This is a genomic window from Pseudomonas sp. W4I3 (assembly GCF_030816195.1).
Lineage (GTDB): Bacteria > Pseudomonadota > Gammaproteobacteria > Pseudomonadales > Pseudomonadaceae > Aquipseudomonas.
The window spans coordinates 308,658-334,352 of record NZ_JAUSXS010000001.1 but is presented as its reverse complement, the minus strand read 5'-3'; the positions used below and the strand labels follow the sequence as shown (position 1 = coordinate 334,352).

The 25,695-nt window shown below is 61.0% G+C and carries 24 protein-coding genes; 16 read left to right on the top strand and 8 right to left on the bottom strand.

The features are described from left to right. Positions 1–80 precede the first annotated feature (80 nt). From QF045_RS01545 to QF045_RS01525, 5 genes are read left to right on the top strand one after another with little or no spacing between them, the layout of a single operon-like run. The gene (locus QF045_RS01545; protein WP_124388665.1) at positions 81–1,049 is read left to right on the top strand and encodes a sulfonate ABC transporter substrate-binding protein; all 969 of its coding nucleotides are present in this window, start codon (positions 81–83) and stop codon (positions 1,047–1,049) included. A gap of 25 nt (positions 1,050–1,074) precedes the next feature. Beyond that, a complete protein-coding gene (gene ssuD, locus QF045_RS01540) occupies positions 1,075–2,223 on the top strand; it encodes an FMNH2-dependent alkanesulfonate monooxygenase (RefSeq protein WP_124388664.1) in 1,149 nt (382 codons plus the stop codon). 9 nt (positions 2,224–2,232) lie between these two features. Next, the gene (gene ssuC, locus QF045_RS01535; protein ID WP_124388663.1) at positions 2,233–3,021 is read left to right on the top strand and encodes an aliphatic sulfonate ABC transporter permease SsuC; all 789 of its coding nucleotides are present in this window, start codon (positions 2,233–2,235) and stop codon (positions 3,019–3,021) included. Beyond that, a complete protein-coding gene (ssuB, locus tag QF045_RS01530) occupies positions 3,018–3,824 on the top strand; it encodes an aliphatic sulfonates ABC transporter ATP-binding protein (protein WP_306490785.1) in 807 nt (268 codons plus the stop codon). The genes ssuC and ssuB overlap by 4 nt, the downstream gene beginning before the upstream one ends. 17 nt (positions 3,825–3,841) lie before the next feature. Continuing rightward, positions 3,842–4,057, top strand: coding sequence for a molybdopterin-binding protein (locus QF045_RS01525; protein ID WP_003176783.1), 216 nt, complete (start codon positions 3,842–3,844; stop codon positions 4,055–4,057). Between the two features lie 121 nt (positions 4,058–4,178). Here the strand turns inward: QF045_RS01525 and QF045_RS01520 are convergent, their stop codons facing one another. Next, complete coding sequence (locus tag QF045_RS01520; protein ID WP_306490784.1) at positions 4,179–4,808, bottom strand: TetR/AcrR family transcriptional regulator; 630 nt, start codon at positions 4,806–4,808, stop codon at positions 4,179–4,181. A gap of 229 nt (positions 4,809–5,037) precedes the next feature. Next, the gene (locus QF045_RS01515) at positions 5,038–6,414 is read right to left on the bottom strand and encodes a glutamine synthetase family protein (protein ID WP_003176781.1); all 1,377 of its coding nucleotides are present in this window, start codon (positions 6,412–6,414) and stop codon (positions 5,038–5,040) included. Positions 6,415–7,023: 609 nt separating this feature from the next. Between QF045_RS01515 and QF045_RS01510 the strand changes: the two genes are divergently transcribed. The 7 genes from QF045_RS01510 to QF045_RS01480 all read left to right on the top strand — a co-directional run bounded on the left by QF045_RS01510 (position 7,024) and on the right by QF045_RS01480 (position 15,446). Next, complete coding sequence (locus QF045_RS01510) at positions 7,024–8,382, top strand: glutamine synthetase family protein (protein WP_057014226.1); 1,359 nt, start codon at positions 7,024–7,026, stop codon at positions 8,380–8,382. Between the two features lie 58 nt (positions 8,383–8,440). Next, positions 8,441–9,805, top strand: a complete 1,365-nt coding sequence (locus QF045_RS01505) for an aspartate aminotransferase family protein (RefSeq protein ID WP_306490783.1) — start codon at positions 8,441–8,443, stop codon at positions 9,803–9,805. Positions 9,806–9,997: 192 nt separating this feature from the next. Beyond that, on the top strand, positions 9,998–11,092 hold the full coding sequence (locus QF045_RS01500) for a polyamine ABC transporter substrate-binding protein (RefSeq protein WP_306494838.1): 1,095 nt from the start codon (positions 9,998–10,000) through the stop codon (positions 11,090–11,092). A gap of 253 nt (positions 11,093–11,345) precedes the next feature. Next, the gene (locus tag QF045_RS01495) at positions 11,346–12,440 is read left to right on the top strand and encodes a polyamine ABC transporter substrate-binding protein (RefSeq protein WP_124388658.1); all 1,095 of its coding nucleotides are present in this window, start codon (positions 11,346–11,348) and stop codon (positions 12,438–12,440) included. Positions 12,441–12,505: 65 nt separating this feature from the next. Then, on the top strand, positions 12,506–13,648 hold the full coding sequence (locus QF045_RS01490) for an ABC transporter ATP-binding protein (protein WP_057723416.1): 1,143 nt from the start codon (positions 12,506–12,508) through the stop codon (positions 13,646–13,648). Next, the gene (locus QF045_RS01485; RefSeq protein ID WP_057014223.1) at positions 13,645–14,565 is read left to right on the top strand and encodes an ABC transporter permease subunit; all 921 of its coding nucleotides are present in this window, start codon (positions 13,645–13,647) and stop codon (positions 14,563–14,565) included. The genes QF045_RS01490 and QF045_RS01485 overlap by 4 nt, the downstream gene beginning before the upstream one ends. Next, positions 14,562–15,446, top strand: coding sequence for an ABC transporter permease subunit (locus QF045_RS01480; RefSeq protein ID WP_306490782.1), 885 nt, complete (start codon positions 14,562–14,564; stop codon positions 15,444–15,446). Before QF045_RS01485 ends, QF045_RS01480 begins: the two co-directional genes overlap by 4 nt. Before the next feature lie 118 nt (positions 15,447–15,564). Here QF045_RS01480 and QF045_RS01475 read toward each other — a convergent pair whose 3' ends face one another. Then, positions 15,565–16,203: an HD domain-containing protein gene (locus QF045_RS01475; protein ID WP_306490781.1), complete on the bottom strand. Its 639-nt coding sequence runs from the start codon at positions 16,201–16,203 to the stop codon at positions 15,565–15,567. Between the two features lie 287 nt (positions 16,204–16,490). Between QF045_RS01475 and QF045_RS01470 the strand changes: the two genes are divergently transcribed. Further along, positions 16,491–17,456, top strand: coding sequence for a GlxA family transcriptional regulator (locus QF045_RS01470; RefSeq protein ID WP_306490780.1), 966 nt, complete (start codon positions 16,491–16,493; stop codon positions 17,454–17,456). A 23-nt stretch (positions 17,457–17,479) separates the two neighbouring features. Here QF045_RS01470 and QF045_RS01465 read toward each other — a convergent pair whose 3' ends face one another. Beyond that, positions 17,480–19,834, bottom strand: coding sequence for a penicillin acylase family protein (locus tag QF045_RS01465; RefSeq protein WP_306490779.1), 2,355 nt, complete (start codon positions 19,832–19,834; stop codon positions 17,480–17,482). Positions 19,835–19,860: 26 nt separating this feature from the next. Beyond that, entirely contained in the window at positions 19,861–20,436 is a 576-nt protein-coding gene (locus QF045_RS01460; RefSeq protein WP_306490778.1) for a DUF6436 domain-containing protein, read from the bottom strand. Positions 20,437–20,535: 99 nt separating this feature from the next. On the opposite strand from QF045_RS01460, the gene QF045_RS01455 reads away from it, so the two are divergent. Continuing rightward, on the top strand, positions 20,536–21,477 hold the full coding sequence (locus tag QF045_RS01455; RefSeq protein WP_306494837.1) for an alpha/beta hydrolase: 942 nt from the start codon (positions 20,536–20,538) through the stop codon (positions 21,475–21,477). A gap of 103 nt (positions 21,478–21,580) precedes the next feature. On the opposite strand, the gene QF045_RS01450 is transcribed toward QF045_RS01455, so the two are convergent. Continuing rightward, positions 21,581–22,333, bottom strand: a complete 753-nt coding sequence (locus tag QF045_RS01450) for a DUF2059 domain-containing protein (RefSeq protein WP_306490777.1) — start codon at positions 22,331–22,333, stop codon at positions 21,581–21,583. 131 nt (positions 22,334–22,464) lie between these two features. On the opposite strand from QF045_RS01450, the gene QF045_RS01445 reads away from it, so the two are divergent. Then, entirely contained in the window at positions 22,465–23,097 is a 633-nt protein-coding gene (locus QF045_RS01445) for a 2OG-Fe(II) oxygenase (RefSeq protein ID WP_306494836.1), read from the top strand. Between the two features lie 59 nt (positions 23,098–23,156). Here QF045_RS01445 and QF045_RS01440 read toward each other — a convergent pair whose 3' ends face one another. Beyond that, the gene (locus tag QF045_RS01440; protein WP_306490776.1) at positions 23,157–23,639 is read right to left on the bottom strand and encodes a transporter substrate-binding domain-containing protein; all 483 of its coding nucleotides are present in this window, start codon (positions 23,637–23,639) and stop codon (positions 23,157–23,159) included. Positions 23,640–23,772: 133 nt separating this feature from the next. On the opposite strand from QF045_RS01440, the gene QF045_RS01435 reads away from it, so the two are divergent. Further along, positions 23,773–24,213, top strand: coding sequence for a DUF4399 domain-containing protein (locus QF045_RS01435; protein ID WP_306490775.1), 441 nt, complete (start codon positions 23,773–23,775; stop codon positions 24,211–24,213). Positions 24,214–24,326: 113 nt separating this feature from the next. On the opposite strand, the gene serA is transcribed toward QF045_RS01435, so the two are convergent. Further along, on the bottom strand, positions 24,327–25,556 hold the full coding sequence (serA, locus tag QF045_RS01430) for a phosphoglycerate dehydrogenase (protein WP_003176761.1): 1,230 nt from the start codon (positions 25,554–25,556) through the stop codon (positions 24,327–24,329). Between the last annotated feature and the right edge of the window lie 139 nt (positions 25,557–25,695).

Here is a 25,695-nt window from a genome sequence, read left to right as displayed (position 1 = left end):
TGGAAACACTCACCTTACTCAGCCGCCAACGGCCAAGCAGGTGCAGCCAAAACCCTAATCGCATATTTGGAGAGAGCGCCATGCGCACTGTCATTTTGCGTCGCGGTCTGGTCGCACTGTTTGCTGCGGCTGTGTCCTTCGGCGCCATCGTTCAAGCCCACGCCGCCGAAACCCTGCGGATCGGTTATCAGAAATACGGCACGCTGGTGCTGCTCAAGGCCAAGGGCACCCTGGAAAAACGCCTGGCTGCCCAGGGCGTGCAAGTGCAATGGACCGAATTCCCCGGTGGCCCGCAATTGCTGGAGGGCCTGAACGTCGGCTCCATCGATTTTGGCGTCACCGGCGAAACCCCACCCGTATTTGCCCAGGCCGCCGGTGCCGACTTGCTGTACGTGGCGTATGAGCCGCCCGCGCCGACCAGTGAAGCGATCCTGGTGCCGAAGGATTCGACGATCAAATCGGTGGCCGAGCTCAAGGGCAAGAAAATCGTGCTGAACAAAGGCTCCAACGTGCACTACCTGCTGGTGCGTGCGCTGGAAGATGCCGGCCTTGCCTACACCGACGTGAAAACCGTGTTCCTGCCGCCCGCCGATGCTCGCGCCGCTTTCGAGCGCGGCAGTGTGGACGCCTGGGTGATCTGGGACCCGTACCAGGCCGCCGCCGAGAAACAACTGCAAGCGCGCACCCTGCGCGACGGCACCGGCATCGCCGACAACCATCAGTTCTACCTGGCCACCAAGCCCTACGCCGAACAGCACCCCGAAGTGATCAAGGCGCTGGTGGAAGAAGTGCGCGCCGTGGGCGAATGGTCCAAGGCCAACCCGCAGGAAGTGACTGACCAGGTCGCGCCGCTGCTCGGCCTGCCGGCGGACATCACCCTGACCTCGGTGAAACGCCAGGGCTACGGCGCACTGTTCCTGACGCCTGAAGTGGTCGCTGCCCAGCAGAAAATCGCCGACAGCTTCTACCAACTCAAATTGATTCCCAAGCCCTTGAGTATCAAGGACGTGATCTGGACCCCACCCGCCGCTGTTGCCAAAGCGCCGTAATCCGACTTCTTCAGGAGACAACTCCATGAGCCTCAATATTTTCTGGTTCCTGCCTACCCACGGCGACGGTCATTACCTTGGCACCGCCGAAGGCGCTCGCGCCGTCGATCACGGTTACCTGCAACAAGTGGCCCAGGCCGCTGATCGCCTGGGCTTCGGTGGGGTGTTGATCCCTACCGGGCGCTCCTGCGAAGACTCCTGGTTGGTGGCCGCCTCGCTGATTCCCGTGACCCAGCGTTTGAAATTCCTCGTCGCGCTGCGCCCCGGGATCATTTCCCCGACGGTGGCCGCGCGCCAGGCGGCGACCCTGGACCGCCTCTCCGGTGGCCGTGCGCTGTTCAACCTGGTGACCGGCGGTGACCCGGAAGAACTGGCCGGCGACGGCTTGTTCCTGAGCCACGAAGAGCGCTATCAGGCGTCGGTGGAATTCACCCGCATCTGGCGTCGCGTGCTCGAAGGCGAGACCGTGGATTACGACGGTGAGCACATCAGCGTCAAAGGCGCCAAGTTGCTCTACCCGCCGGTTCAGCAGCCGCGCCCGCCGCTGTACTTCGGCGGCTCCTCCGAAGCCGCCCAGGACTTGGCAGCCGAGCAAGTGGAAATGGTGCTGACCTGGGGCGAGCCACCGGCAGCGGTGGCCGAGAAGATCGAACAGGTGCGGGCCAAAGCCGCGAAGCTCGGACGCACCCTGCGCTTCGGCATTCGCCTGCATGTGATCGTGCGTGAAACCAATGAGGAGGCCTGGAAAGCCGCCGATAAACTCATCTCCCACTTGGACGACGACACCATCGCTCGCGCCCAGGCGTCCCTGGCGCGCTTCGATTCGGTGGGCCAGCAGCGCATGGCGGCCTTGCATGGCGGCAGCCGCGACAACCTGGAAGTCAGCCCCAACCTGTGGGCTGGGGTCGGCCTGGTGCGCGGCGGCGCGGGGACTGCACTGGTGGGCGATGGCCCAACGGTTGCGGCGCGGGTCAAGGAATACGCGGACCTGGGCATCGACACCTTTATCTTCTCGGGTTACCCACACCTGGAAGAGTCGTATCGGGTTGCCGAGCTGCTGTTCCCTCACCTGGATATCGAACGTCCTGAGCTGCCCAAAGGCGCCGGCTACGTCAGCCCATTCGGCGAGATGGTGGCCAACGACATTCTTCCCAAAGCTGCATCACAGAGCTGAGGCGGCGCTATGAACCTGGAAAAATTCAGTCATCGCGTGGCGCCCTGGGTGCTGCCGATCCTACTGCTGGCGGTGTGGCAGCTGTCGGTGACGGCAGGTTGGTTGTCGACGCGTATTCTGCCGGCGCCCAGCGCGGTCATCGAGGCCGGCATCAACCTGATCCGCAGCGGCGAAATCTGGACGCACCTGGCGATCAGTGGCTGGCGCGCGGGCCTGGGCTTTGTGATCGGTGGCAGCATCGGCCTGGCGCTGGGCTTTATCACCGGCCTGTCGAAGTGGGGCGAGCGTTTGCTGGACAGCTCGGTGCAGATGATCCGCAACGTGCCGCACCTGGCGCTGATTCCCCTGGTGATCCTGTGGTTCGGGATTGACGAGACCGCGAAGATATTTCTAGTGGCCCTCGGCACGCTGTTCCCGATCTACCTGAACACTTACCACGGCATTCGCAACGTCGACCCGGCGCTGGTGGAAATGTCGCGCAGCTACGGGTTGTCCGGCTTCAGCCTGTTCTGGCAGGTGATCCTGCCGGGCGCGTTGCCGTCGATCCTGGTGGGCGTGCGCTTTGCCTTGGGTTTCATGTGGTTGACGCTGATCGTGGCGGAAACCATCTCGGCCAGTTCCGGCATTGGTTACCTGGCGATGAATGCCCGCGAGTTTCTGCAAACCGACGTGGTGGTGCTGGCCATCGTGATGTACGCGATCCTCGGCAAGCTGGCCGACCTGGCGGCGCGCGGCCTGGAGCGGGTGTGGCTGCGCTGGCACCCGGCGTATCAAGTGAATAAGGGAGGTGCGGCATGACGGCTCAACAACCCCCGCGCCTGCTCAAGGGCATCCCCCTGGCGGTGCGCAAGTTGCGCAAGTCTTTCGGCGCTCGCGAAGTGCTCAAGGAAATCGACCTGCATATCCCGGCCGGCCAGTTCGTGGCCGTGGTCGGCCGCAGCGGCTGTGGCAAAAGTACCTTGCTGCGCCTGCTGGCGGGTTTGGACAAAGCCAGTGGCGGCGAGCTGCTGGCGGGCTCCGCGCCGCTGCATGAGGCGATCGAAGACACGCGGTTGATGTTTCAGGAAGCGCGCCTGCTGCCGTGGAAAAAGATCATCGACAACGTCGGCCTGGGCCTCAAGGGCAACTGGCGTCCCAAGGCCTTGGAGGCGTTGGAGGCCGTCGGCCTGGCCGAGCGCGCCGATGAGTGGCCGGCGGCGTTGTCCGGCGGCCAGAAGCAGCGCGTCGCCCTGGCCCGCGCCTTGATTCACCAGCCGCGTCTGTTGCTGCTCGACGAACCGCTGGGAGCGCTGGATGCCCTGACACGGATCGAGATGCAGCAACTGATCGAGAACCTTTGGCAGAAACACGGCTTTACCGTGCTGCTGGTCACCCATGACGTCAGTGAAGCCGTGGCGATCGCCGATCGGGTCATCCTGATCGAGGACGGCGAAATCGGCCTGGACCTCAGCGTCGACCTGCCACGCCCCCGCGCCCGTGGCTCACATCGCCTGGCTGCGCTGGAAGCCGAAGTGCTCAACCGCGTGCTGTCGCTGCCCGGCTCACCGCCGGAACCCGAACCTGTTTCACCGCTGCCGACGCAATTGCGTTGGGCTCAATAACTCGCAGAGGAAAAACCATGACTATCAAAGCCATCAACGTGCGTAACCAGTTCAAAGGCACCATCAAGGAAATCGTGGTGGGCGACGTGTTGTCGGAAATCGACGTGCAGACCGCCTCGGGCATCGTCACTTCAGTGATCACCACGCGCTCGGTCAAAGAGCTGGAACTGGTGATTGGCAGCGAAGTGATTGCCTTTGTGAAGTCGACTGAGGTGTCGATTGCCAAGTTGTAATGGACGTCGCTCTTGAGGTCGTCATCGGGGGCAAGCCCCCTCCCACACTTTGAATGTATTCACAGATCCAAAGGTGGGAGGGGGCTTGCCCCCGATGAGGCCGGCCCAGCCAACACAAGACTCACCGCTTGGGCAAATACACCGGCAAATAAAGCCCCACATACGCATCAAACACCCGCATCCCTTCCTGCGCCATACGCGGCGTAATCTGCCCATGCTGATGCACCGAGCGCGCATACACGCGGTCGCTCAACTCCAGTGCCAGGGCAAATACATCCACATCGTTGGGTAGGCTTGGCACGTCGAAGTGACGGTTGAACACCTCCAGCATCAGCACCCCCAGTTCCAGGTCATGCTGGCGATCCGCCTGGGTGACTTCGGTCAGCCCATGCTGGGCCAGGATCAATTGGCGGGCGGCGGCATCGTTGCTGTAGATGCTGAGCATGCGCTGCTCGACGATGCAGGACAGGTCGCGCCAGGTCTGGAGTGAATCGTGCTCGATGGGCGCCTGGATGGCCGCACGAAAGGCCGCGTGCACATCAGCGGTCAAGGCTTGCAGCAACGCCGGCACGCTGGCGAAAAAGTGGTACACCGACGATGGCGGAATCTGCGCGCGTTCGGCCACGCTGTAAATCGACAAACCGGCCACGCCTTCGGTTGCCAGCAAGGCACGGGCGGCGTCCAGGATCGCGTCGATCCGGGCTTGGCTGCGGGCACGTGGTTTGCGAGGGGCGGCGGGGCGGGGCGGCATGGAAGTCTCCTACAGGGCAGCGGGCATTGTATGAGCAGGAGGGTGTGTTGTCTGCCCAGCACCATCGGGGGCAAGCCCTCTCCCACAGTTGATTGCATTCCACATTTGCAACGCGGTCAGTGTGGGAGGGGGCTTGCTCCCGATGCTGCCGACTCGGTCCCTCAGAAGAACTCCATAAAAAAACGCCGCAGCCTATAAGGCCTGCGGCGTTCTTTTTTGCAGCACCCGCTTAAACGGTATGCAGGTACCAGTTGTACTCAAGGTCGGAGATGGAGTGTTCGAACTCCTCCAGCTCACTTTCCTTACAGGCGACGAAGATATCGATGTATTTAGGATCGATGTACTTGGCCATCACCTCGCTGTCATCCAACTCGCGCAGGGCATCGCGCAGGTTGTTCGGCAAGCTCTGTTCGTTCTGCTCGTAGCTGTTGCCTTCCACTGGCGCACCCGGTTCGATCTTGTTGGTCAGACCGTGGTGCACACCCGCCAGGACCGAAGCCATCAGCAGGTAAGGGTTGGCATCGGCGCCGGCCACGCGGTGTTCGATACGCACCGCATCGGACGAGCCGGTCGGTACGCGGATCGCCACGGTGCGGTTGTCCAGGCCCCAGCACGGCGAGTTCGGCACGTAGAACTGTGCGCCGAAACGACGGTAGGAGTTGACGTTGGGGCACAGGAACGCCATTTGGGCGGGCAGGGTCTCGAGCACACCGCCGATCGCGTGACGCAATGCGGCGTTCTGCTCGGGATCCTCGCTGGCAAAGATGTTCTTGCCGTCCTTGTCCAGAATGGAGATGTGTACGTGCAAACCGTTGCCTGCCTGGCCTGGGTAAGGCTTGGCCATGAAGGTGGTGTCCATCTCATGGTCGTAGGCGATGTTCTTGATCAGGCGCTTGAGCAGTACCGCGTAATCGCATGCCTTGATCGGGTCGGCGACGTGGTGCAGGTTCACTTCGAACTGCGCCGGGGCACTTTCCTTGACGATGGCGTCGGCCGGAATGCCTTGCTCTTTGGCACCTTCCAGAATGTCCTGGAGGCAGTCGACGTATTCGTCGAGGTCGTCGATCAGGTAGACCTGTGTCGAATGCGGGCGCTTGCCGGAAATCGGCGAGCGGGGCGGTTGCGGCCGGCCGTTCACGTTCTCCTGGTCGATCAGGTAGAACTCAAGCTCGAAGGCGGCGCAGATGGTCAGGCCCATGTCGTCGAACTTGCTCACGACTTGTCGCAGCACTTCGCGAGGATCGGCGAAGAACGGCTCACCTTCCAGTTCGTGCATGGTCATCAGCAGTTGCGCGGTTGGGCGCTTTTGCCAGGGCTCATTGCACAGGGTGTCGGGGATTGGATAGCAGATTCGGTCAGCATCACCGATATCCAGGCCCAGGCCGGTGCTTTCCACCGTAGAGCCGTTGATATCCAGGGCAAATAGAGAGGCAGGCAGGTTAATGCCCTTCTCGTAAACCTTGTGGAGGCTGGTGCGTTCGATGCGCTTGCCGCGCACCACACCATTCATATCCGCAATTAGAAGGTCTACGTACAGAACCTCAGGATGATCCTTAAGGAACGCGTTCGCTTCGTTAAGCTGAACGGCACGCGGGGGTACCGACATGATGCAACACCTTTGTTGTTAAAAATATCAATCATTGATCTTTTCTGGTTTCAGTCAACCCGAACGGCATGCCGAAGTCAAGCGAGGCCTTTTTTGCCCTAAAAAAGCGCCGCGGCGCCTTTTTTGGGGCTTTTTGGGGCGGTTTTTTGGGTTTGAGGGTCTTGGGACCTGCAGGCTTGAGCGGGCCGTGTTGTATTTTTTACGGGGGTGTTGTGTAAAAAAATGAACAAGGCTAAGCTCGATTCAAACCCATAACAGCAATAATACCGGGGTGCTTCATGTCTCGCCTGCCGCCATCCGGCGTCTTGGCCTGCTTCTGTCAGGCTGTGTCATCCGTTTCTCCTTGCAGCGTGCATGCCTGCAAACCGGCCAATATTCTTGACGCTTGGGCCGCCCTTCTTTTTCCCCCTCTGTTTGTCTCGAATGTGCAGCTGCGCCGCGCCGATGCGGGGTGCTGCTCATGATTCTGCACAAGTTTGGCGTGAGGAATGCAACCCTTGGGCAAATGGCAGGTAAGCTCCTACCCTGAGTGAACAAACGACGCGGATGCTGCGTCAACCAACGCCTGGCTTTTTAATGGATGCCAGGAAACCCAGCCCAGAGGCATTTATGAGTAACAACCTCGACCAGCTCACCGATTGGTTGAAAGACCACAAGATCACAGAAGTCGAATGCATGATTGGCGACCTCACCGGCATCACCCGGGGCAAGATCTCGCCGACCAACAAGTTCATCGCCGAAAAAGGCATGCGCCTGCCCGAAAGCGTGCTGCTGCAGACCGTAACCGGCGACTATGTCGAAGACGACATCTATTACGAATTGCTCGACCCGGCCGACATCGACATGATCTGCCGCCCCGACCAAAACGCGGTATTTCTGGTGCCTTGGGCCATCGAGCCGACCGCCCAGGTGATCCACGACACCTACGACAAGCAAGGCAACCCGATTGAGCTGTCGCCGCGCAACGTGCTCAAGAAAGTCCTCAAGCTCTATGCCGACCGCGGCTGGCAGCCCATCGTGGCGCCGGAGATGGAGTTCTACCTGACCAAACGCTGCGAAGACCCGGACTTCCCGCTGCAACCGCCGATTGGCCGCTCCGGCCGCCCTGAGACTGGTCGCCAGTCGTTCTCTATAGAAGCCGCCAACGAATTCGACCCGCTGTTCGAAGACGTCTATGACTGGTGCGAACTGCAGGAGCTGGACCTCGACACGCTGATCCACGAAGACGGCACCGCACAGATGGAAATCAATTTCCGTCACGGCGATGCACTGTCCCTGGCCGACCAGATCCTGGTGTTCAAGCGCACCATGCGTGAGGCCGCGCTCAAGCACAACGTGGCTGCCACCTTCATGGCCAAACCGATGACCGGCGAGCCCGGCAGTGCGATGCACCTGCACCAGAGCATTATCGACATCGCCACCGGCAAGAACGTCTTCTCCAATGAAGACGGGACCATGAGCCAACTGTTCCTTAACCACATTGGCGGACTGCAGAAGTTCATCCCCGAATTGCTGCCTTTATTCGCCCCCAACGTGAATTCATTCCGCCGCTTCCTGCCCGACACCTCGGCGCCGGTGAACGTAGAGTGGGGCGAAGAAAACCGCACCGTGGGCCTGCGCGTACCGGATGCCGGCCCGCAGAACCGCCGCGTGGAGAACCGCTTGCCAGGGGCCGATGCCAACCCGTACCTGGCGATTGCCGCCAGCCTGCTGTGTGGCTACATCGGCATGGTCGAAGGCCATAACCCGAGCGCCCCCGTGGTAGGTCGTGGCTACGAGCGACGCAATCTGCGCCTGCCGTTGACCATCGAGGACGCGCTGGAACGCATGGAAAACAGCAAGACCATCGAGAAATACCTGGGGCAGAAATTCATCACAGGCTATGTCGCGGTCAAGCGGGCCGAGCATGAAAACTTCAAGCGCGTGATCAGTTCGTGGGAGCGGGAATTCCTGCTCTTCGCCGTCTGATGCGCCGGGCGCGTCTTTCACACGGCGCGCCCTCACCGAAAAAGTCTAGGAGATCGGTATGTCCAGCAACAACCCGCAAACCCGTGAATGGCAAGCCTTGAGCAATGATCACCACCTGGCGCCGTTCAGCGATTTCAAGCAATTGAAAGAGAAAGGCCCAAGGATCATCACCAAAGCCCACGGCGTTTACTTGTGGGACAGCGAAGGCAACAAGATCCTCGACGGCATGGCCGGCCTGTGGTGCGTGGCGATCGGTTACGGTCGCGATGAACTGGCTGACGCCGCCGCCAAGCAGATGAAAGAACTGCCGTACTACAACCTGTTCTTCCAGACCGCTCACCCGCCGGTACTCGAACTGGCCAAAGTCATTTCCGACGTCGCACCCGCTGGCATGAACCACGTGTTCTTCACCGGTTCCGGCTCCGAAGGCAACGACACCATGTTGCGCATGGTCCGCCACTACTGGGCGATCAAAGGCCAGCCGAACAAGAAAACCATCATCAGCCGCAAGAATGGCTACCACGGCTCCACCGTGGCCGGCGCCAGCCTGGGCGGCATGACCTATATGCACGAGCAGGGCGATTTGCCGATTCCGGGCATCACCCACATCGCCCAGCCTTACTGGTTTGGCGAAGGCGGCGACATGAGCCCCGAAGAATTCGGTGTCTGGGCCGCCAACCAGCTGGAAGAGAAGATCCTGGAACTGGGCGTGGACAACGTCGGTGCCTTTATTGCCGAGCCGATCCAGGGCGCGGGTGGTGTGATCGTGCCGCCCGACAGCTACTGGCCGCGCATCAAGGAAATCCTCGCCAAGTACGACATCCTGTTTGTCGCCGACGAAGTGATCTGCGGTTTCGGCCGTACCGGCGAGTGGTTCGGCAGCGACTTCTACGACCTCAAGCCACACATGATGACCATCGCCAAGGGCCTGACCTCGGGCTACGTGCCCATGGGCGGCCTGATCGTGCGCGACGAAGTGGTGGCTGTGCTCAACGAAGGCGGCGATTTCAACCACGGTTTCACCTACTCCGGGCACCCGGTGGCAGCAGCGGTGGCCCTGGAAAACATCCGCATCCTGCGCGAAGAAAAAATCGTTAGCCGTGTACACGACGAAACGGCACCGTATTTGCAGAAACGTCTGCGGGAACTGGCGGACCATCCGCTGGTGGGTGAAGTACGCGGTGTGGGCATGCTCGGTGCGATCGAGCTGGTGCAGGACAAGGCCACGCGCAAGCGTTACGAAGGGAAGGGCGCCGGCATGATCTGCCGCACGTTCTGCTTCGAGAATGGCCTGATCATGCGCGCCGTGGGCGACACCATGATCATTTCGCCGCCGCTGGTGATCAGCCAGGCAGAAATCGACGAACTGGTGTCCAAGGCCCGCCAGTGCCTGGACCTGACTTTGGCGGCATTGCAGGGCTAAGTGCTAGGCTCAGTGCGCAGCGGCTTTCGGTGGCTGCGACTGTGTAGATAAATGTGGGGGCCGGTTGAAAGCGGGCCCCCGAACTTGCCAGACTGTCGTCCTGTTTTGTTGCCCTTTGGCTGGGCCCGAAACACCTACAACTTGCGGCCCAAAAAAGAAAAATCGGAGCATCACTAAATGAAGGCATTAGGTTTGAAGAACGCTGGCAAGACCCTCCTCGCCTTGTCCCTGATGGGCGCAATGGCGGGCGCGGCCCAGGCCGACGATAAAGTGCTGCATGTGTACAACTGGTCCGACTACATTGCACCGGACACCATCGCCAACTTTGAAAAAGAGTCGGGCATCAAGGTGGTGTACGACGTGTTCGACAGCAACGAGACCCTGGAAGCCAAGTTGCTGGCGGGCAAGTCCGGCTACGACATCGTCGTGCCGTCGAACAACTTCCTCGCCAAGCAGATCAAGGCCGGCGTCTACCAGGAGCTGGACACCTCCAAGCTGCCTAACTACAGCAACCTGAACAAATCCCTGCTTAAGGCCGTGTCGATCAGCGACCCGGACAACAAGCACGCGTTCCCGTACATGTGGGGCTCGATTGGCATCGGTTACAACCCGGAGAAGGTCAAGGCCGCGCTGGGCGTGGACAAGATCGAGTCCTGGGACGTGCTGCTCAAGCCGGAAAACATCGCCAAGCTGAAAAGCTGCGGCGTGAGCTTCCTCGACTCGCCGACCGAAATGCTGCCGATCGCGCTGCATTACCTGGGCCTGCCGACCGACACCCAGAAGAAGGCCGACCTCAAGCAGGCCGAAGACCTGTTCCTGAAAATCCGTCCTTCGATTGGCTACTTCCACTCGTCCAAGTACATCTCTGACCTGGCCAACGGCAACATCTGCGTAGCCGTGGGTTACTCGGGTGACATCCAGCAGGCCAAGTCCCGCGCGGCTGAAGCCGGTGGCAAAGTCAAAGTGGCCTACGACATTCCGAAAGAAGGTGCTGGCAGCTTCTTCGACATGGTCGCCATTCCGAAAGACGCTGAAAACGTCGAGGCCGCCTACACCTTCATGAACTACCTGCTCAAGCCGGAAGTAATGGCGTCGATCACTAACAGCGTGCGTTTCCCGAACGGCAACGAGAAAGCCACTGCGCTGGTCGACAAAGACATCACCAGCGACCCGGGCATCTACCCGTCGGCCGAAGTGCAGGCCAAGCTCTACGCGATTGCCGACTTGCCGGCGGCAACCCAGCGTGAAATGACGCGCAGCTGGACTAAAATCAAGTCCGGTAAATAAGCCTTAAAACCTGTAGGAGCGAGCTTGCTCGCGAAAATCGTCAACGATAACGCAGCGCCTCTGGTCGCCCGCGTTGCCTGTGAGTTCTTCGCGAGCAAGGGCTAGCCGCCCGCCTCGCTCCTACAAAGAGCGGCAGCCGTACAGAAAATAAATGACAGAAAGTTTTGCCGGATCGGTTTATCGAGGGTAAGTTGCGCGCCGGTTTTGTTGCCGGGCAACAACTTTGGGCCCAACTATTTAAGAGGACCTCCACTTGCCAATTTCTTTATTTCGCAAAGCTTTGCTGGTGGGTGCAGGTATCACGCTGGCTGTCAGCGTGCAGGCCGCATCGACCGTGCATGTTTATAACTGGTCGGACTACATCGGCCCCGACACCCTGGCCAATTTCGAAAAGGCCACCGGCATCAAGCCCGTGTATGACGTGTTCGATTCCAACGAAACCCTGGAAGGCAAGCTGCTCGCGGGGCGTACCGGCTACGACGTGGTAGTGCCGTCCAACCACTTTTTGGGCAAGCAGATCAAAGCCGGGGCGTTCCAGAAGCTGGATAAGTCGCTGCTGACGAACTACGCCAACCTCGACCCGGCACTGCTCAAGCGCCTCGAGAAAAATGATCCGGGCAATGCCTACGCTGTGCCGTACCTGTGGGGCACCAATGGCATCGGTTACAACGTCGACAAAGTGAAAGAAGTGCTGGGCGTCGACAAGATCGACTCGTGGGCGGTGCTGTTCGAACCGGAAAACATGAAGAAGCTCGCCACCTGCGGTGTTTCGTTCATGGACTCGGCGGATGAAATGCTGCCGGCGGTGCTCAACTATATGGGCCTGGACCCTAACAGCACCAACGAGGCCGACTACAAGAAGGCCGAGGAAAAGCTGCTCAAGGTTCGCCCCTACGTGACCTACTTCCATTCCTCCAAGTACATCTCGGACCTGGCCAACGGCAATATCTGCGTAGCGGCCGGTTTCTCCGGCGATGTGTTCCAGGCCAAGGCCCGCGCAAGCGAGGCGGGCAAGGGCGTGAACATCGCCTACGCGATTCCCAAGGAAGGCGGCAACCTGTGGTTTGACGTGCTGGCGATCCCCAAGGACGCCACCAACGTCAAGCAGGCGCACGCCTTCATCAACTATTTGCTGCAACCTGAAGTGATCGCTCAGGTCAGTGATTACGTCGGTTATGCCAACCCTAACCCTGGGGCGGACAAACTGATGGAGCAATCGATACGCACCGACGCAGCGGTTTACCCACCGCAGGCGGTTCTCGATCGGACCTTCGTCAACTTCGAGCTACCCCCGAAGGTGCAACGTTTAATGACCCGTAGCTGGACCAAGGTCAAGACGGGCAAGTAAGGCTCAAACTATCAAGGTTCGCCTGCATCAGGTGGACTGCACTCTTTTTTTTGGGAGTTTCGTAAATGGCAGTTGCCTCCGGCGCCTATAAGAAAGCCCTCGAGGGCGACCAGACACCGAAAAAGGTGCTGGTCAAAATCGACCGGGTCACGAAGAAGTTCGACGAGACGATTGCGGTGGACGATGTGTCCCTGGAAATCAAGAAAGGCGAGATCTTCGCCTTGCTCGGCGGTTCGGGTTCGGGCAAGTCCACCCTGCTGCGCATGCTCGCAGGCTTCGAACGCCCGACTGAAGGCCGCATCTACCTGGATGGCGTGGACATCACCGACATGCCGCCCTATGAGCGGCCGATCAACATGATGTTCCAGTCCTACGCCTTGTTCCCGCACATGACCGTGGCGCAGAACATCGCCTTCGGCCTGCAGCAGGACAAGATTCCCAAGGCGGAAGTCGACGCCCGCGTGGCCGAGATGCTCAAGCTGGTGCAGATGAGCCAGTACGCCAAGCGTAAGCCGCATCAGCTGTCCGGCGGCCAGCGCCAGCGTGTGGCATTAGCCCGTTCTCTGGCCAAGCGTCCGAAACTGCTGCTGCTCGATGAACCGATGGGCGCCCTCGACAAAAAGCTGCGCTCGCAGATGCAGCTGGAGCTGGTCGAGATCATCGAACGTGTGGGCGTGACCTGTGTGATGGTGACCCACGATCAGGAAGAGGCCATGACCATGGCCGAGCGCATCGCGATCATGCACCTGGGTTGGATCGCCCAGATCGGCAGCCCGATCGACATCTACGAAACGCCTACCAGCCGCCTGGTGTGTGAGTTCATCGGCAACGTCAATATCTTCGACACCCAAGTGGTGGACGACGCCGAAGGCCACGCCGTGCTCAAGTGCCCGGACCTGGACCGCGACATCTACGTGGGCTACGGCATTGCCACTTCGGTGGAAGACAAGTCGGTGACCTACGCCATCCGCCCGGAAAAACTGCTGGTCACCACCCAAATGCCGACCTGCGAGCACAACTGGTCCAGCGGCAAGGTGCACGACATTGCCTACCTGGGCGGCCACTCGGTGTTCTACGTGGAGCTGCCGAGCGGCAAGCTGGTGCAGTCCTTCGTGGCCAACGCCGAACGTCGTGGCCAGCGCCCAACCTGGGGTGACCAGGTGTACGTATGGTGGGAAGACGACAGCGGCGTGGTACTTCGCTCATGAACATGAAGAAATTCAAGCGGCGCTTGGATCGCATCGTGCCCAGTGGCAAGCAGGTGGTCATCGGGATTCCCTTCCTGTGGCTGTTCCTGTTTTTCGCATTGCCGTTTTTCATCGTATTGAAAATCAGCTTTGCCGAAGCCGATGTGGCGATCCCGCCCTACACCGAGATCTACACCTACGTTGAGCAGAAGCTGCAAGTGGTGCTCAACCTGGCCAACTACAGCCTGCTGGCGGGCGATGAGCTCTACATCGCCGCGTACCTGGGCTCGCTGAAGATGGCCTTTTTCAGCACGCTGCTGTGCCTGCTGATCGGCTACCCGATGGCCTACGCCATCGCCACCGCGCGCAAGGAAATGCAAACGGTGCTGGTGCTGCTGATCATGATGCCGACCTGGACCGCGATCCTGATCCGCGTCTATGCGTGGATGGGCATCCTCAGCAACAACGGCTTGCTCAACGGCTTCCTGATGTCCATGGGGCTGATCAACGAACCGCTGCAGATTCTCAACACCAACATCGCGGTATACATCGGCGTGGTCTATTCGTACCTGCCGTTCATGATCCTGCCGCTGTACGCCAACCTGGTGAAGCATGATCAGAGCCTGCTGGAAGCGGCATCGGACTTGGGCTCGAGCACCTTCAACAGCTTCTGGAAGATCACCGTGCCGTTGTCCAAGAACGGCATCATCGCCGGCTGCATGCTGGTGTTTATCCCGGTGGTGGGCGAGTTCGTGATTCCTGAACTGCTCGGCGGCCCGGAAACCCTGATGATCGGTAAGGTGCTGTGGCAGGAATTCTTCAACAACCGTGACTGGCCGGTGGCCTCCGCATTGGCCGTGGTGATGCTGGCGATCCTGATCGTGCCGATCATCCTGTTCAACCGCAGCCAAGCCAAAGAGTTGGAGGGCAAGATATGAAGCGCTTCAGCTTTTCAAGCTTCATGCTGGTGGTGGGGTTGCTGTTCATCTACCTGCCGATGCTGATTCTGGTGATCTACTCGTTCAACGAATCCAAACTGGTGACGGTGTGGGGCGGTTGGTCGATCAAGTGGTACGTGGGTCTGCTGGACAACACCCAGTTGATGGGCTCGGTGGCGCGTTCCCTGGAAATTGCCTGCTACACGGCGGTGGCCGCAGTGGCGCTGGGTACGCTGGCGGCATTCGTGCTGACGCGCATCAGCCAGTTCAAGGGACGCACCCTGTTCGGCGGCCTGGTCACGGCGCCGTTGGTGATGCCGGAAGTGATCACCGGTCTGTCGCTGTTGCTGCTGTTCGTGGCCATGGCGCAGATGATCGGTTGGCCCCAGGAACGTGGCATCGTCACCATCTGGATCGCCCATACCACCTTCTGTGCGGCGTACGTGGCGGTGGTGGTGTCGGCACGCTTGCGTGAGCTGGACCTGTCGATCGAAGAAGCGGCGATGGACCTGGGAGCGCGGCCGTGGAAGGTGTTCTTCTTGATCACCATCCCGATGATCGCGCCCTCCCTGGCGGCGGGCGGCATGATGTCCTTCGCGCTGTCGCTGGATGACCTGGTACTGGCCAGCTTCGTGTCCGGCCCGGGCTCGACCACCTTGCCGATGGAAGTGTTCTCCGCTGTGCGCCTTGGGGTTAAACCTGAGATCAACGCGGTGGCCAGCCTGATTCTGCTGGCGGTGTCGCTGGTGACCTTCCTGGTGTGGTTCTTCAGCCGTCGGGCCGAGGAGCATCGCAAGAAGGCCATTCAGCAAGCCATCGAAGAAGCCGCTGCCGATGGCTGGCAGCAGCCGGACAAGCGCCGGGCGCCTGCGCCGGTCTGAAGCCTGGTGAGGTCCAAATGTGGGAGGGGGCTTGCCCCGATAGCAGTGTGTCATTCAGCACAGCTGATACTGACACACCGCCATCGGGAGCAAGCCCCCTCCCACAGTTGATTGCATTTCAAGTCCAGGGTGAGGTACGAATCACCTCCACAAAGTTCATCGGCTTGAACCCCGGCTCCTGATCCACCAGCACATCGGTCTTCACGTTGCCAAACGTAGTCTGCGGGCGATGGCGCAAGCCGTCGGCGAAGGCGCAGATGATGCACTCCTTGAACCCCTCGCCCCGTGGATGCGCATGCACCACAGCCTCGCGCTGCACGCTGCTGAAGGCGGCGTAGTCCATGCCCAGCACGTCCATTTCCACCCCTGCTGTCACCAGCGCCACGGTCGGGCGCAGATGCTGCGGCACACCCGGTGTGGTGTGCAGGGCAATCGACAGCCACACCTGTTCTATATCGTCATCACTGAGCCCATAAGGCTTGAGGAAGGCCGCCGCCGCGTTGGCGCCGTCCACTTCGAAGCGCTCGTTGTCGCTGCGGTGGCCTTCCACCAGGCCCAGGTCGTGGAACATCGCGCCGACGTACAGCAACTCGGGGTTGTACGCCAACTGCTTGCGCTCGCCGCTCAATGCACCGAACAGGAATACCCGGCGGGAATGGTGGTAGAGCAGGTCGGACTCGATGTCGCGGATATATTCCGTGGTGGCCCTGGCCAGGGCGCTGTCGGGGATCTTGATGCCGGCGATGGTGGTGCTCATGGTGGCTCTCCTCTGGAAAGCATTCAGTCTGGTCGCACCCTCGCCAAGGGGCCATCGCGGCGAGGGCGCGATCCCGGCCAATGTGCCGACACATCGTGCCAAGGCAAAATCGGCTAGGGTGTAGCGGGCGATATCATTCTCCAAACCTGTGAAAATCCAAATGTGGGAGGGGGCTTGCTCCCGATGAGGGAGTGTCAGTCAGTACTTAGGTGACTGGCCCGCCGCTATCGGGAGCAAGCCCCCTCCCACAGGGTTCTGTGTTTTTCCTGTTAGAAAGGTGTGTGTTCATGGGCAAAACCGTTGCGATCCTGATCTTCCCCGGCGTCCAGTCGCTGGATGTGACCGGGCCTATGGATGTGTTCTGCGAGGCGAACCGTTTCCTTGCGCCCGAAGACCACTACCAACTGGAGGTTATCGGCTTTGCTCACGGCAGCATGGCGTGTTCCAACGGTTTGTCGTTACAGGCTCATAAGCACTACAGCCAGGCCCTGCATGCCTATGACCTGTTGCTGGTCGCCGGAGGCCCGCAGTTGCCGTTCGAGGATTTCGGCCCGGCCTTCGATGACTGGCTGCGCGCCGCCGCCGCCCGGGCGCAGCGCTTCGGCTCGATCTGCAATGGCGCCTTCATGCTGGCCCGCGCCGGTCTGCTCGACGGTAAAACCGTCACCACTCACTGGGGTGACGCCGCCGACCTGGCCCGGTTGTGCCCCTCGGCCCGCGTCGAAGCCGACCGTCTGTATGTGCAGGACGGCAACCTCTACACCTCGGCCGGGGTCACGGCGGGGATCGACCTGTCGCTCTACCTGCTGGCCCAGGACCACGGCCCGGAAGTGGCGTTGAGCGTGGCCAAGCGCCTGGTGGTGTTCACCCAGCGCTCGGGCGGGCAGTCGCAGTTCAGCCCGTTCCTCACGCCCCATGCCGAAACCACCTCGGCGGTGGCGCAGGTGCAGTTGTACGTACTGGCGAACCTGACCGGGGACCTGGGCATTGCCGACCTGGCCAGGGCGGCGAACATGAGCGCGCGCAATTTCTCGCGGGTGTTTGCCAGAGAAGCGCGGATCACGCCTGCGGAGTTTGTGGAAAGGGCGCGGGTGGACGCGGCGCGGGTCATGCTCGAAAGCACGCACGCGCCGCTCAAAACGGTGGCCTACCAGTGCGGGTTTCGCGACGCCCAGCACATGCGCAGTGTGTTCAACCGTCGGCTGGGCGTGACGCCGCAGCAGTTCAGGCTCAATTTTGCAGCGCCCGTTTAGCGATAACTAAATGTGAACCATAGCTATCTGGCAGGCAGCAGTTTCAAGGTGCCACGGGTATTGGCCGTGATTTCCTCTTCATTGAAATGCGCCTGTTCGTAGCCGCCTTCGATATAGGTTTGCGCCTGGTCACTGTAGTGCGTATCGAAGGGCACGCCGCTTTGCCCCACCGGGTTGATGGTCAAGGCGTGGGCCGCGTCGGCAAAGTCGATCAGGCGACGTGTCGAGGGGCCATAGGTCACCGGCCAGGGAGCCGGGCCGATCATGGCGGTCTGGTTGTTCGGCACTTCGTGGCTGCCCGGTGCGGCGAAGGGCCCCACGTTGAATAGCCTGTCCAGCGGCTTCTGCATGCCCAGCGGGTGGCCGTGGGTCAGGGTGTGCGCTTTGCCCCACTGCCACTGGGACGGGTCATCGCCGAAGGTGGTTCTCAGGTGCGCCAGGCTGTTGTCCCAGGCCAGCTTGACGGTGGCCGCTCGCGTGCCGTTCCACCACGGTGAATCCGGCGAGGCCGCGAGGCGTGGCAAGGCTGCGTCGATCACGCGGGTGCCGAGCAGGGTCTTGAACAGGGCGTCGCCCAGCTTCGGGTGAAAGGTCGCGTCAGCGAGGTTGAACAGCAACTGGTTGAACAGGGTGGCGCTGGTGGAGTCCAGCGGGTAGTCGCCTTTCCAGTTTGCCAATTGCTCCACCAGCTTGAGCTGCGCCGGGTCTGTGACCACCTCACGCAACACCGGCAACAGCGGCGCCAGCAGACGCGGGCCGAAGGCGGTGGTGGTGCCCAGTTGCAGGGCCTGGCTGTTGTTCACATTCCACTTCACGCTGTTGTCGCTCAACTGCGCGTTCAACTGCTGGCCACGGTCGGCCAGGTTGTAATAGCCGGGGATCTCCATGCCGGTGGGCGAGGCTGGCTGGGCATTGGCCGATACCACATAGCCGCGCGCCGGGTTTTCTTCCTGGGGGTTGGCACTGAAAGGGTAGAAGCCCAGCTTGTCGGCCTGGGCGGTGCTGCCGTCGAGGATGAACGCCGGGTTGACGCCGGCCGGGCGTATCGGCAACTGCGCCGCCGCCCACCAGCCGATATCGCCCTTGGCATTGGCCCACACGATGTTCAGCCCCGGCGCCGATACCTTGGACGCCGCAGCACGCGCCTTGACCAGGGAATCGGCCCGGTTGAGCTGGTAGAAACCTTCGAGGATCGGGTTTTCGCTGTCGAGAAACGCCCACCACATGGCGATGGGCGTGGTGCCGGCGTTTTCACCGAGTACGTCATTGACGATCGGGCCGTGGGGCGAGCGGCGCAGGGTGAGGGTGACCGGAGCCTGCCCCTTGACCTGGATCTGCTGTTCGCTGCTGCTCATGTCGACCCACTGGCCGTGATACCAGACTTGGTTGGGGTTCGCCGGGTTGACCTTCTCGGCGATCAGGTCGAGGTCGTCGTTCTGGAACATGGTCAGGCTCCAGCCGAAATCCAGGTTGTGCCCCAGGAAGGCCACCGGCACCAGCGCGTTGTGGTAGCCATACAGCTCAAAGCCAGGCGCCGACAGCTGCGCTTCGTACCACACCGACGGTACCGAGAAACGAATATGCGGGTCGCCCGCCAGCAATGGCTTGCCGCTCTGGGTACGGCTGCCGCTGATGGCCCAGGCATTGCTGCCTTCGAATTGCGGCAGGCCGTTGTCAGCCAGGGCTTGCTCAGTCAGGTTGGCGAGGGCGCCCAGGGTCTTCCAGTCGCCGGCCGCCAGGTTGAGCGCGCCTTTGGGTTGCCAGTCGAGGTCGAAGACCTTGAGGTAGTCGCTGCCCAATTGGTCGCGTACGTAAGTCAGCAGAGGTTCGGTACGAAAGGCCGCAGCAAAACTGTAGGCCATATACCCGGCGACACTGATGGAGTCCTCGGCGGTGAACGGGCGCTTGGGGATGCCCAGCACGTCAAACTCCATCGGGCTGGCGTGGCTGGCCTGATATTGGTTGATCCCGTCCAGATAGGCTTGCAGGGCCTTCGAGGAGGCCGACTCGGGGTCCATGTGCTCAACATAGCTCAAGGCGCGCTCGCGGATCTGCAGGCTGCGAAACAGCTTATCGGTCTCCAGCAGCTTGGGTCCCAGCACCTCGGCCAGTTCGCCACGGGCCAGGCGGCGCATGATCTCCATCTGGAACAGCCGGTCCTGGGCGTGCACATAGCCCAGGGCGCGGTACAGGTCGGCCTCGTTGCCGGCACGGATATGCGGCACGCCCCGATCGTCGTAGCGCACCGTGACCGAGCCTTGCAGGTGCGCCAGCGTGACCGTGCCCTGGCGGGTCGGTTGCTTGCTGTAGACGTACCAGCCGGTGCCGACGGCGACCAGCACAACCAGCACCACGAGAGCCTGCAACACACGCTTCATCGACTTTCCTTAACCAGATGGACGGACTACGGTTGCTTAGGCCACGAACAATAGCAGCCCACCGCCAGGGTGTGGGTGGCATTCACTTCACGCCCGGCTTGCAGGGCCTTGAGGATGGGCTCGATAAAGCTGTTGCTGGAATTGCAGGTCAACCCTTCGCTGTAGGGGCCGAAATACGCCAGCTTGCCGGTACGGTCCCAAATGCCCACGGCCGGGCTTGCCGGTACCTGATCGGCGCCGGGCAGGGCGTCGAGGGTTTTCATCTGGCCCAGGTTGTCCGGCAGCACGCCGTGGCTGCCGGCTTTCTGCAGCGCATAGAACTCGACACCTTGCGGCGCGTATTGCTCGACCAGCTCGCCCAGGTGTTGCTGGTTGCCGACATTGCACGGGCAGGCCGGGTCCCAGAAGTGCACCAGGCGAATCGGGCCGGGACCGCGCAGTGCGGCGGGCAGTTGCAGCGCGTCGCCGGAGAACACCGCCGTGTGCTCGCTGAAGGCCCGCAGGTAACGGCCCTGGAACCAGTCATACGCGGCCCACAGCACGCCGGCGCAGATAATCAGCACCAGGCTGGCGAACAAGGCGGTGCGGTAGGGCTGTCGCATTCAGATGTATCCTCGCGGGTCGCGTAGCTTGCCATGCTTGTCCTGACAGATGAATATCGCAGCTCGATATTCATCTTCACCGTCAGTCTGGAAGCCTTTATGCCCGTCACCTTTGACCCTGATCATCTGCGCGAGAGCTTGCGGCCGCTGGTGGATGCGCAGCCTTTGTCAGCCGAGGCGAGGGTCTATCAACGTTTCTACGGCCTCGACCTGGGCGCACGCAAGGTGCCGGCCGTGAGCCGTCTGGGGCGCTTGGAAGTGGACGGGTTCGAGGTGGTGGCCCAGGTGTGGTGGCCGCCCGTGCCCGTGGCGACAATGTTCATGTTCCACGGTTTCTACGACCACATGGGGCTGTACCGCCACGTAGTGGAATGGGCGTTGGACCAGGGCTTCGTGGTGATCGCCTGCGACCTGCCGGGTCATGGCTTGTCCAGCGGCGCGCGCGCCAGCATTGATGAGTTTGCGGTGTACCAGGATGTCGTGCAGGCGTTGTTTGTCGAGGCCCAGGCGCTGCAACTGCCGCAGCCCTGGCACCTGTTCGGGCAAAGCACGGGCGGGGCCATTGTGGTGGATCATTTGCTCAACCACGGCGCCGAAAGCCCGGCCCAAGGCAAGACCTTTCTGCTCTCGCCGCTGGTACGTCCGCGTGCCTGGGGCTGGTCCCAGCTCAGCTATTACCTGCTGCGCCCTTTCGTCAAAGGCATTGCGCGACGGTTCAGCGACAACTCCAACGACCCGGCCTTCAAACCTTTTCTCGAAGCCGACCCGCTGCAACCGCGCCAACTGCCCACTGCCTGGGTAGGCGCCCTGGCGCGCTGGATCAAGCGCATCGAAGCGGCGCCACCTAGCTCACGGCGGCCGGTGATCGTGCAGGGCGAAGAGGATATGACGGTGGATTGGCAGCACAACTTGCAGGTGCTACGCAGCAAGTTCGATCAGCCCGAGGTGTTGATGCTCAAGCGTGGGCGGCATCACCTAGCGAACGAAATTCCGGAGATTCGCGAAGAATATTTCAGTTTTCTCACGGACCAACTGAAGTAACACAGCCCAATGTGGGAGGGGGCTTGCTCCCGATGGCGGTGTGCCAGTCAACTTATGTGTAGCTGACACACCGCCATCGGGAGCAAGCCCCCTCCCACATGTTCTACTGCGCCAGGCTCGAGGTGCTTTGGCCGACAGCCAGCCCTGCGCGGATGGCGGCGAGTGCCGCCTGGTAATACGCCTTGCCTTCGGGCGATTCGGCGAACGTTGCGAATTCTTCCAGCTCCGGGTCAGACAAATCCCGGTAGACGTACAGCAGCGTGTTATTCAGGTCCTTGTCGATCTGCTGCATCAGTCGCTCGCGCTGCCCGTTCAGCATGCCCTGGGCCTGACCGCCGCCCAACAGGCCGGGGATCATCTGGCTCAGGCTGTCGGCCGCCACGCCGGCAATCGCCAGGCTGACTTCGGCGCCGGCTTCGCGGGCGGGCAGGGCCTGGGCCAGATGACCGATGATCAGGCTGCGGGTGGCGTCGGCTTGAAGTTTCGGCAGGCCCTGAGCGTTTTTCGCCAACTGGTCGCGACGCGTGGCGAGCAATTCGGCGGCGACAATCTTGCGCCCCAGGGGCGACTGGAAAAAAGCCAGGGCCGGTTTCGGGTCCGCCAGGTGTTTGCGCAGTTGGGCCTCGGCACGCTGGTCCATGGCCTGGGCCGCGAAGCGTTTGCTGCTGTTGTCCACCAGCGCCTGGTACACCGCCGGCGGCAGGCTGTTGCGATAACGCTGTTGGGCGGCGGCGAGGGCGTCATTGAAATGCGCACGTTGTTCGGCCCAGCCGGCGACCTTGTACAACTGATCATGGCCGTCTGCCCAGGCGGGCAAAACGCAGAACATCAGCAAGGAAAAAAACAAACGACGCATAAGGACTCCTGTCAGTCGGCCACTATTGTCCGTGTCGGGCGTAGGATTTGTCGAGAAGTCCTATCAGTCACCTGACTAAAGTGTATTCAGACGCTCGACGGCGCTGTCGGATTCACAGGCGTATGGATACTATGCGCGCCATGCAAATACCCCTCGATCACCCGCTGCTGCAACGCATTGTCGACGACTTGGCCGAAAAAGGCTGGTCGCAGCAGAATGCTTTCCTGCCCCAGGCTCTGACCCTGGAGCTGGCGACTGAGTGCCGTAAACGTGCGGCGCAAGGTGAACTGGCACCGGCAGCGGTGGGGCGCGGGCCGGCCCAGGAAATTCGCGAGGGGATTCGCGGCGATCACATTCAATGGCTGGAAGAGGGCGATGCCGCCGTCTGCGACACCTACATGGCGGTAATGGACAGCCTGCGCCTGGCCATGAACCGTGGCCTGTTTCTCGGCCTGGAAGACTTCGAAAGCCACTTTGCGATGTACCCGCCCGGGGCGTTCTACCTCAAGCATGTCGATCGTTTTCGCGACGATGACCGGCGCATGGTCTCGGCCGTGATCTATCTGAACGATGCGTGGCTGCCTGAACACGGCGGCCAGTTGCGCATGTACCTCAAGGGTGGCCTCGAACACGACGTGGTGCCCACCGGCGGTAGCCTGGTGGTGTTCCTCTCGGGCGAAGTGCCCCACGAAGTTCTGCCTGCCACGCGTGAGCGCCTGTCCCTGACCGGCTGGTTCCGCCGGCGTGGCAACGAGCCGTTTTAACCTATTGAGAGACGCTGGAGCAAAAAGTGTGAGAGGGGGCTTGCCCCCTCCCACATTGGTCACTGCGGTGCATTGCCTTCAAACCACTTCTGTTCCAACGCCTTCAATCGGCCATCATCCTTCACCCGCTTCAACGCACCGTCCAGGCTCGTCTTGAATGCCGGGTTGCCCTTCTGGAACGGAATCACCAGCTCAGGCTTGTGGTGATAAGCCGCGCTGACATCGAACTGATCCTCAAGCTCGGCAGTCATAGCGATATGGTTAATCGCCACGTCATATTTGCCGGTCGCCACGCCAGGCAGCAGGTCGGCGTCATCGGTGGTGATAAACGAGGAACGCACGTCCATTTCCTTGGCCAGCAGTTCACCCAGTTCGACTTCAAAGCCGGTGAGTTTCTCGCCTTCCTTGAAATTGTAGGGCGGGGTGTTGGCTTCAAGGGCAATGCGCAGCTCACCGCGATCGTTGACGTCATCGATCAGCTCGGCGTGAGCCAGCGAGCTTAGTAGGGGAAGCAACAGTAACAGCCCAGGCGAAAAGCGCATGGTCACTCCTAAAGAATTCGTACCGGCGAGACGCCGTTCAGCATTGCTTTGCTATGGTGTCGAGTGCCTTGGACAGCAATTTGTCGCGAAGTTGTCAGAACCCTACAGATTTCACAAAAAACTGGAGAAGCGAATGAAAGCCCTTTTGTCCCGTGCAACCCTGGCCTCCTTGATGCTGGGTGCTTCGATGTTGGCCACAGCCGCCGATGGCATCCCGCGCAGCGCTCCACCTGAAGGTGCGAAAGTGTTTATCGTCTCGCCTAAAGATGGCGCGACCGTCGACAAGACCTTCACCGTGAAATTCGGCATGGAAGGCCTGAAACTGGCGCCGGCCACCGACCAGACGGCGGGCACCGGCCACCACCACCTGCTGATCGACCAGAAAGACTTGCCGGATGCGAAACTGCCGATTCCGGCCACCGACACCGTTATCCACTACGGCAAGGCCCAGACCGAAACCGAATTGACCCTGACGCCCGGCAAGCACACCTTGCAACTGGTGGCCGGTGACAAGCTGCACATGCAGTTCGACCCGACTGTAGCCTCGAAAGTCATCACGGTTAATGTGAAATAAAAAAACGGGAGTCCCTTGCGGGGCTCCCGTTTTTTTTGCTGCAAGCTTCAAGTTACAAGCTGCAAGCGACAGCTTTTATCTTGCCGCTTGCAACTTGCCGCTTACAACTGCTCTTAAAACAACACCCGGCTACGGATAGTGCCGTTGATGTGCTGCAGCTTCTCTTGCGCCAGGTCCGAGTACTCGGCGTCGACGTCGATCACCACGTAGCCGACCTTCTCGTTGGTCTGCAGGAACTGACCGGAGATGTTGATGCCGTTTTCCGCGAAGACCTTGTTGATCTCCATCATCACACCCGGAATGTTCTGGTGGATGTGCAGCAGACGGTGCTTGCCAGGGTGAGCCGGCAGGGCCACTTCCGGGAAGTTCACCGACGATACCGAGGTACCGTTGTCGCTGTACTTGACCAGCTTTTCCGACACTTCCAGGCCAATGTTCGCCTGGGCTTCAGCGGTGGAGCCGCCGATGTGCGGGGTCAGGATCACGTTGTCCAGGCCGCGCAGCGGGCTTTCGAAGATGTCGTCGTTGGAGCGTGGCTCTACCGGGAACACGTCGATGGCGGCGCCGATCAGGTGCTTGTCCTTGATCGCGTCGGCCAGGGCGTCCAGCTCGACCACGGTACCGCGCGCGGCGTTGATCAGGATCCCGCCCTTCTTGATGGCGCGGATTTCCTTCTCGCCGATCATCCACTGGGTCTCAGCGGTTTCCGGAACGTGCAGGGTGACGATATCGGACATGCCCAGCAGTTCGGTCAGGCTCGACACCTGGGTGGCGTTGCCCAATGGCAGCTTGGTCAGGGTGTCGTAGAAGAACACCTGCATGCCCAGGCCTTCAGCCAGTACCGACAGCTGCGTGCCGATCGAACCGTAACCGACGATACCCAGCTTCTTGCCACGGATTTCGAAGGAATTGGCTGCGCTCTTGATCCAGCCGCCACGGTGGCAGGACGCGTTCTTCTCCGGGATACCGCGCAGCAGCAGGATGGCCTCGGCCAGCACCAGCTCCGCGACGGAACGGGTGTTGGAGTACGGTGCGTTGAACACCGCGATGCCGCGCTCGCGCGCTGCGTTGAGGTCGACCTGGTTGGTGCCGATGCAGAAGCAGCCGACCGCCACGAGTTTCTTGGCGTGGTCGAAGATCTCTTCGGTCAGCTGAGTGCGGGAGCGAATGCCGATAAAGTGCGCGTCGGCGATCTTTTCCTTGAGCTGGGCTTCCGGCAGAGAACTGGTGATGTACTCAATGCTGGTGTACCCGGCGGCTTTCAGAACGTCGACAGCCGATGGGTGGACGCCTTCCAGAAGAAGGAACTTGATCTTGCTCTTATCGAGAGAAGTCTTGCTCATCTGCGTAAACCTGTATCCCGGAGAAAAATGGCAGGGAGTCGGATCACTTAAGCTGACCCGGACGGCAGGAAAGCCGTCACCGCAGAAACGCCCTTGGGCTCTGTCCTGCGGGGGCGGTATGCTAGCATACGCGCCCCGC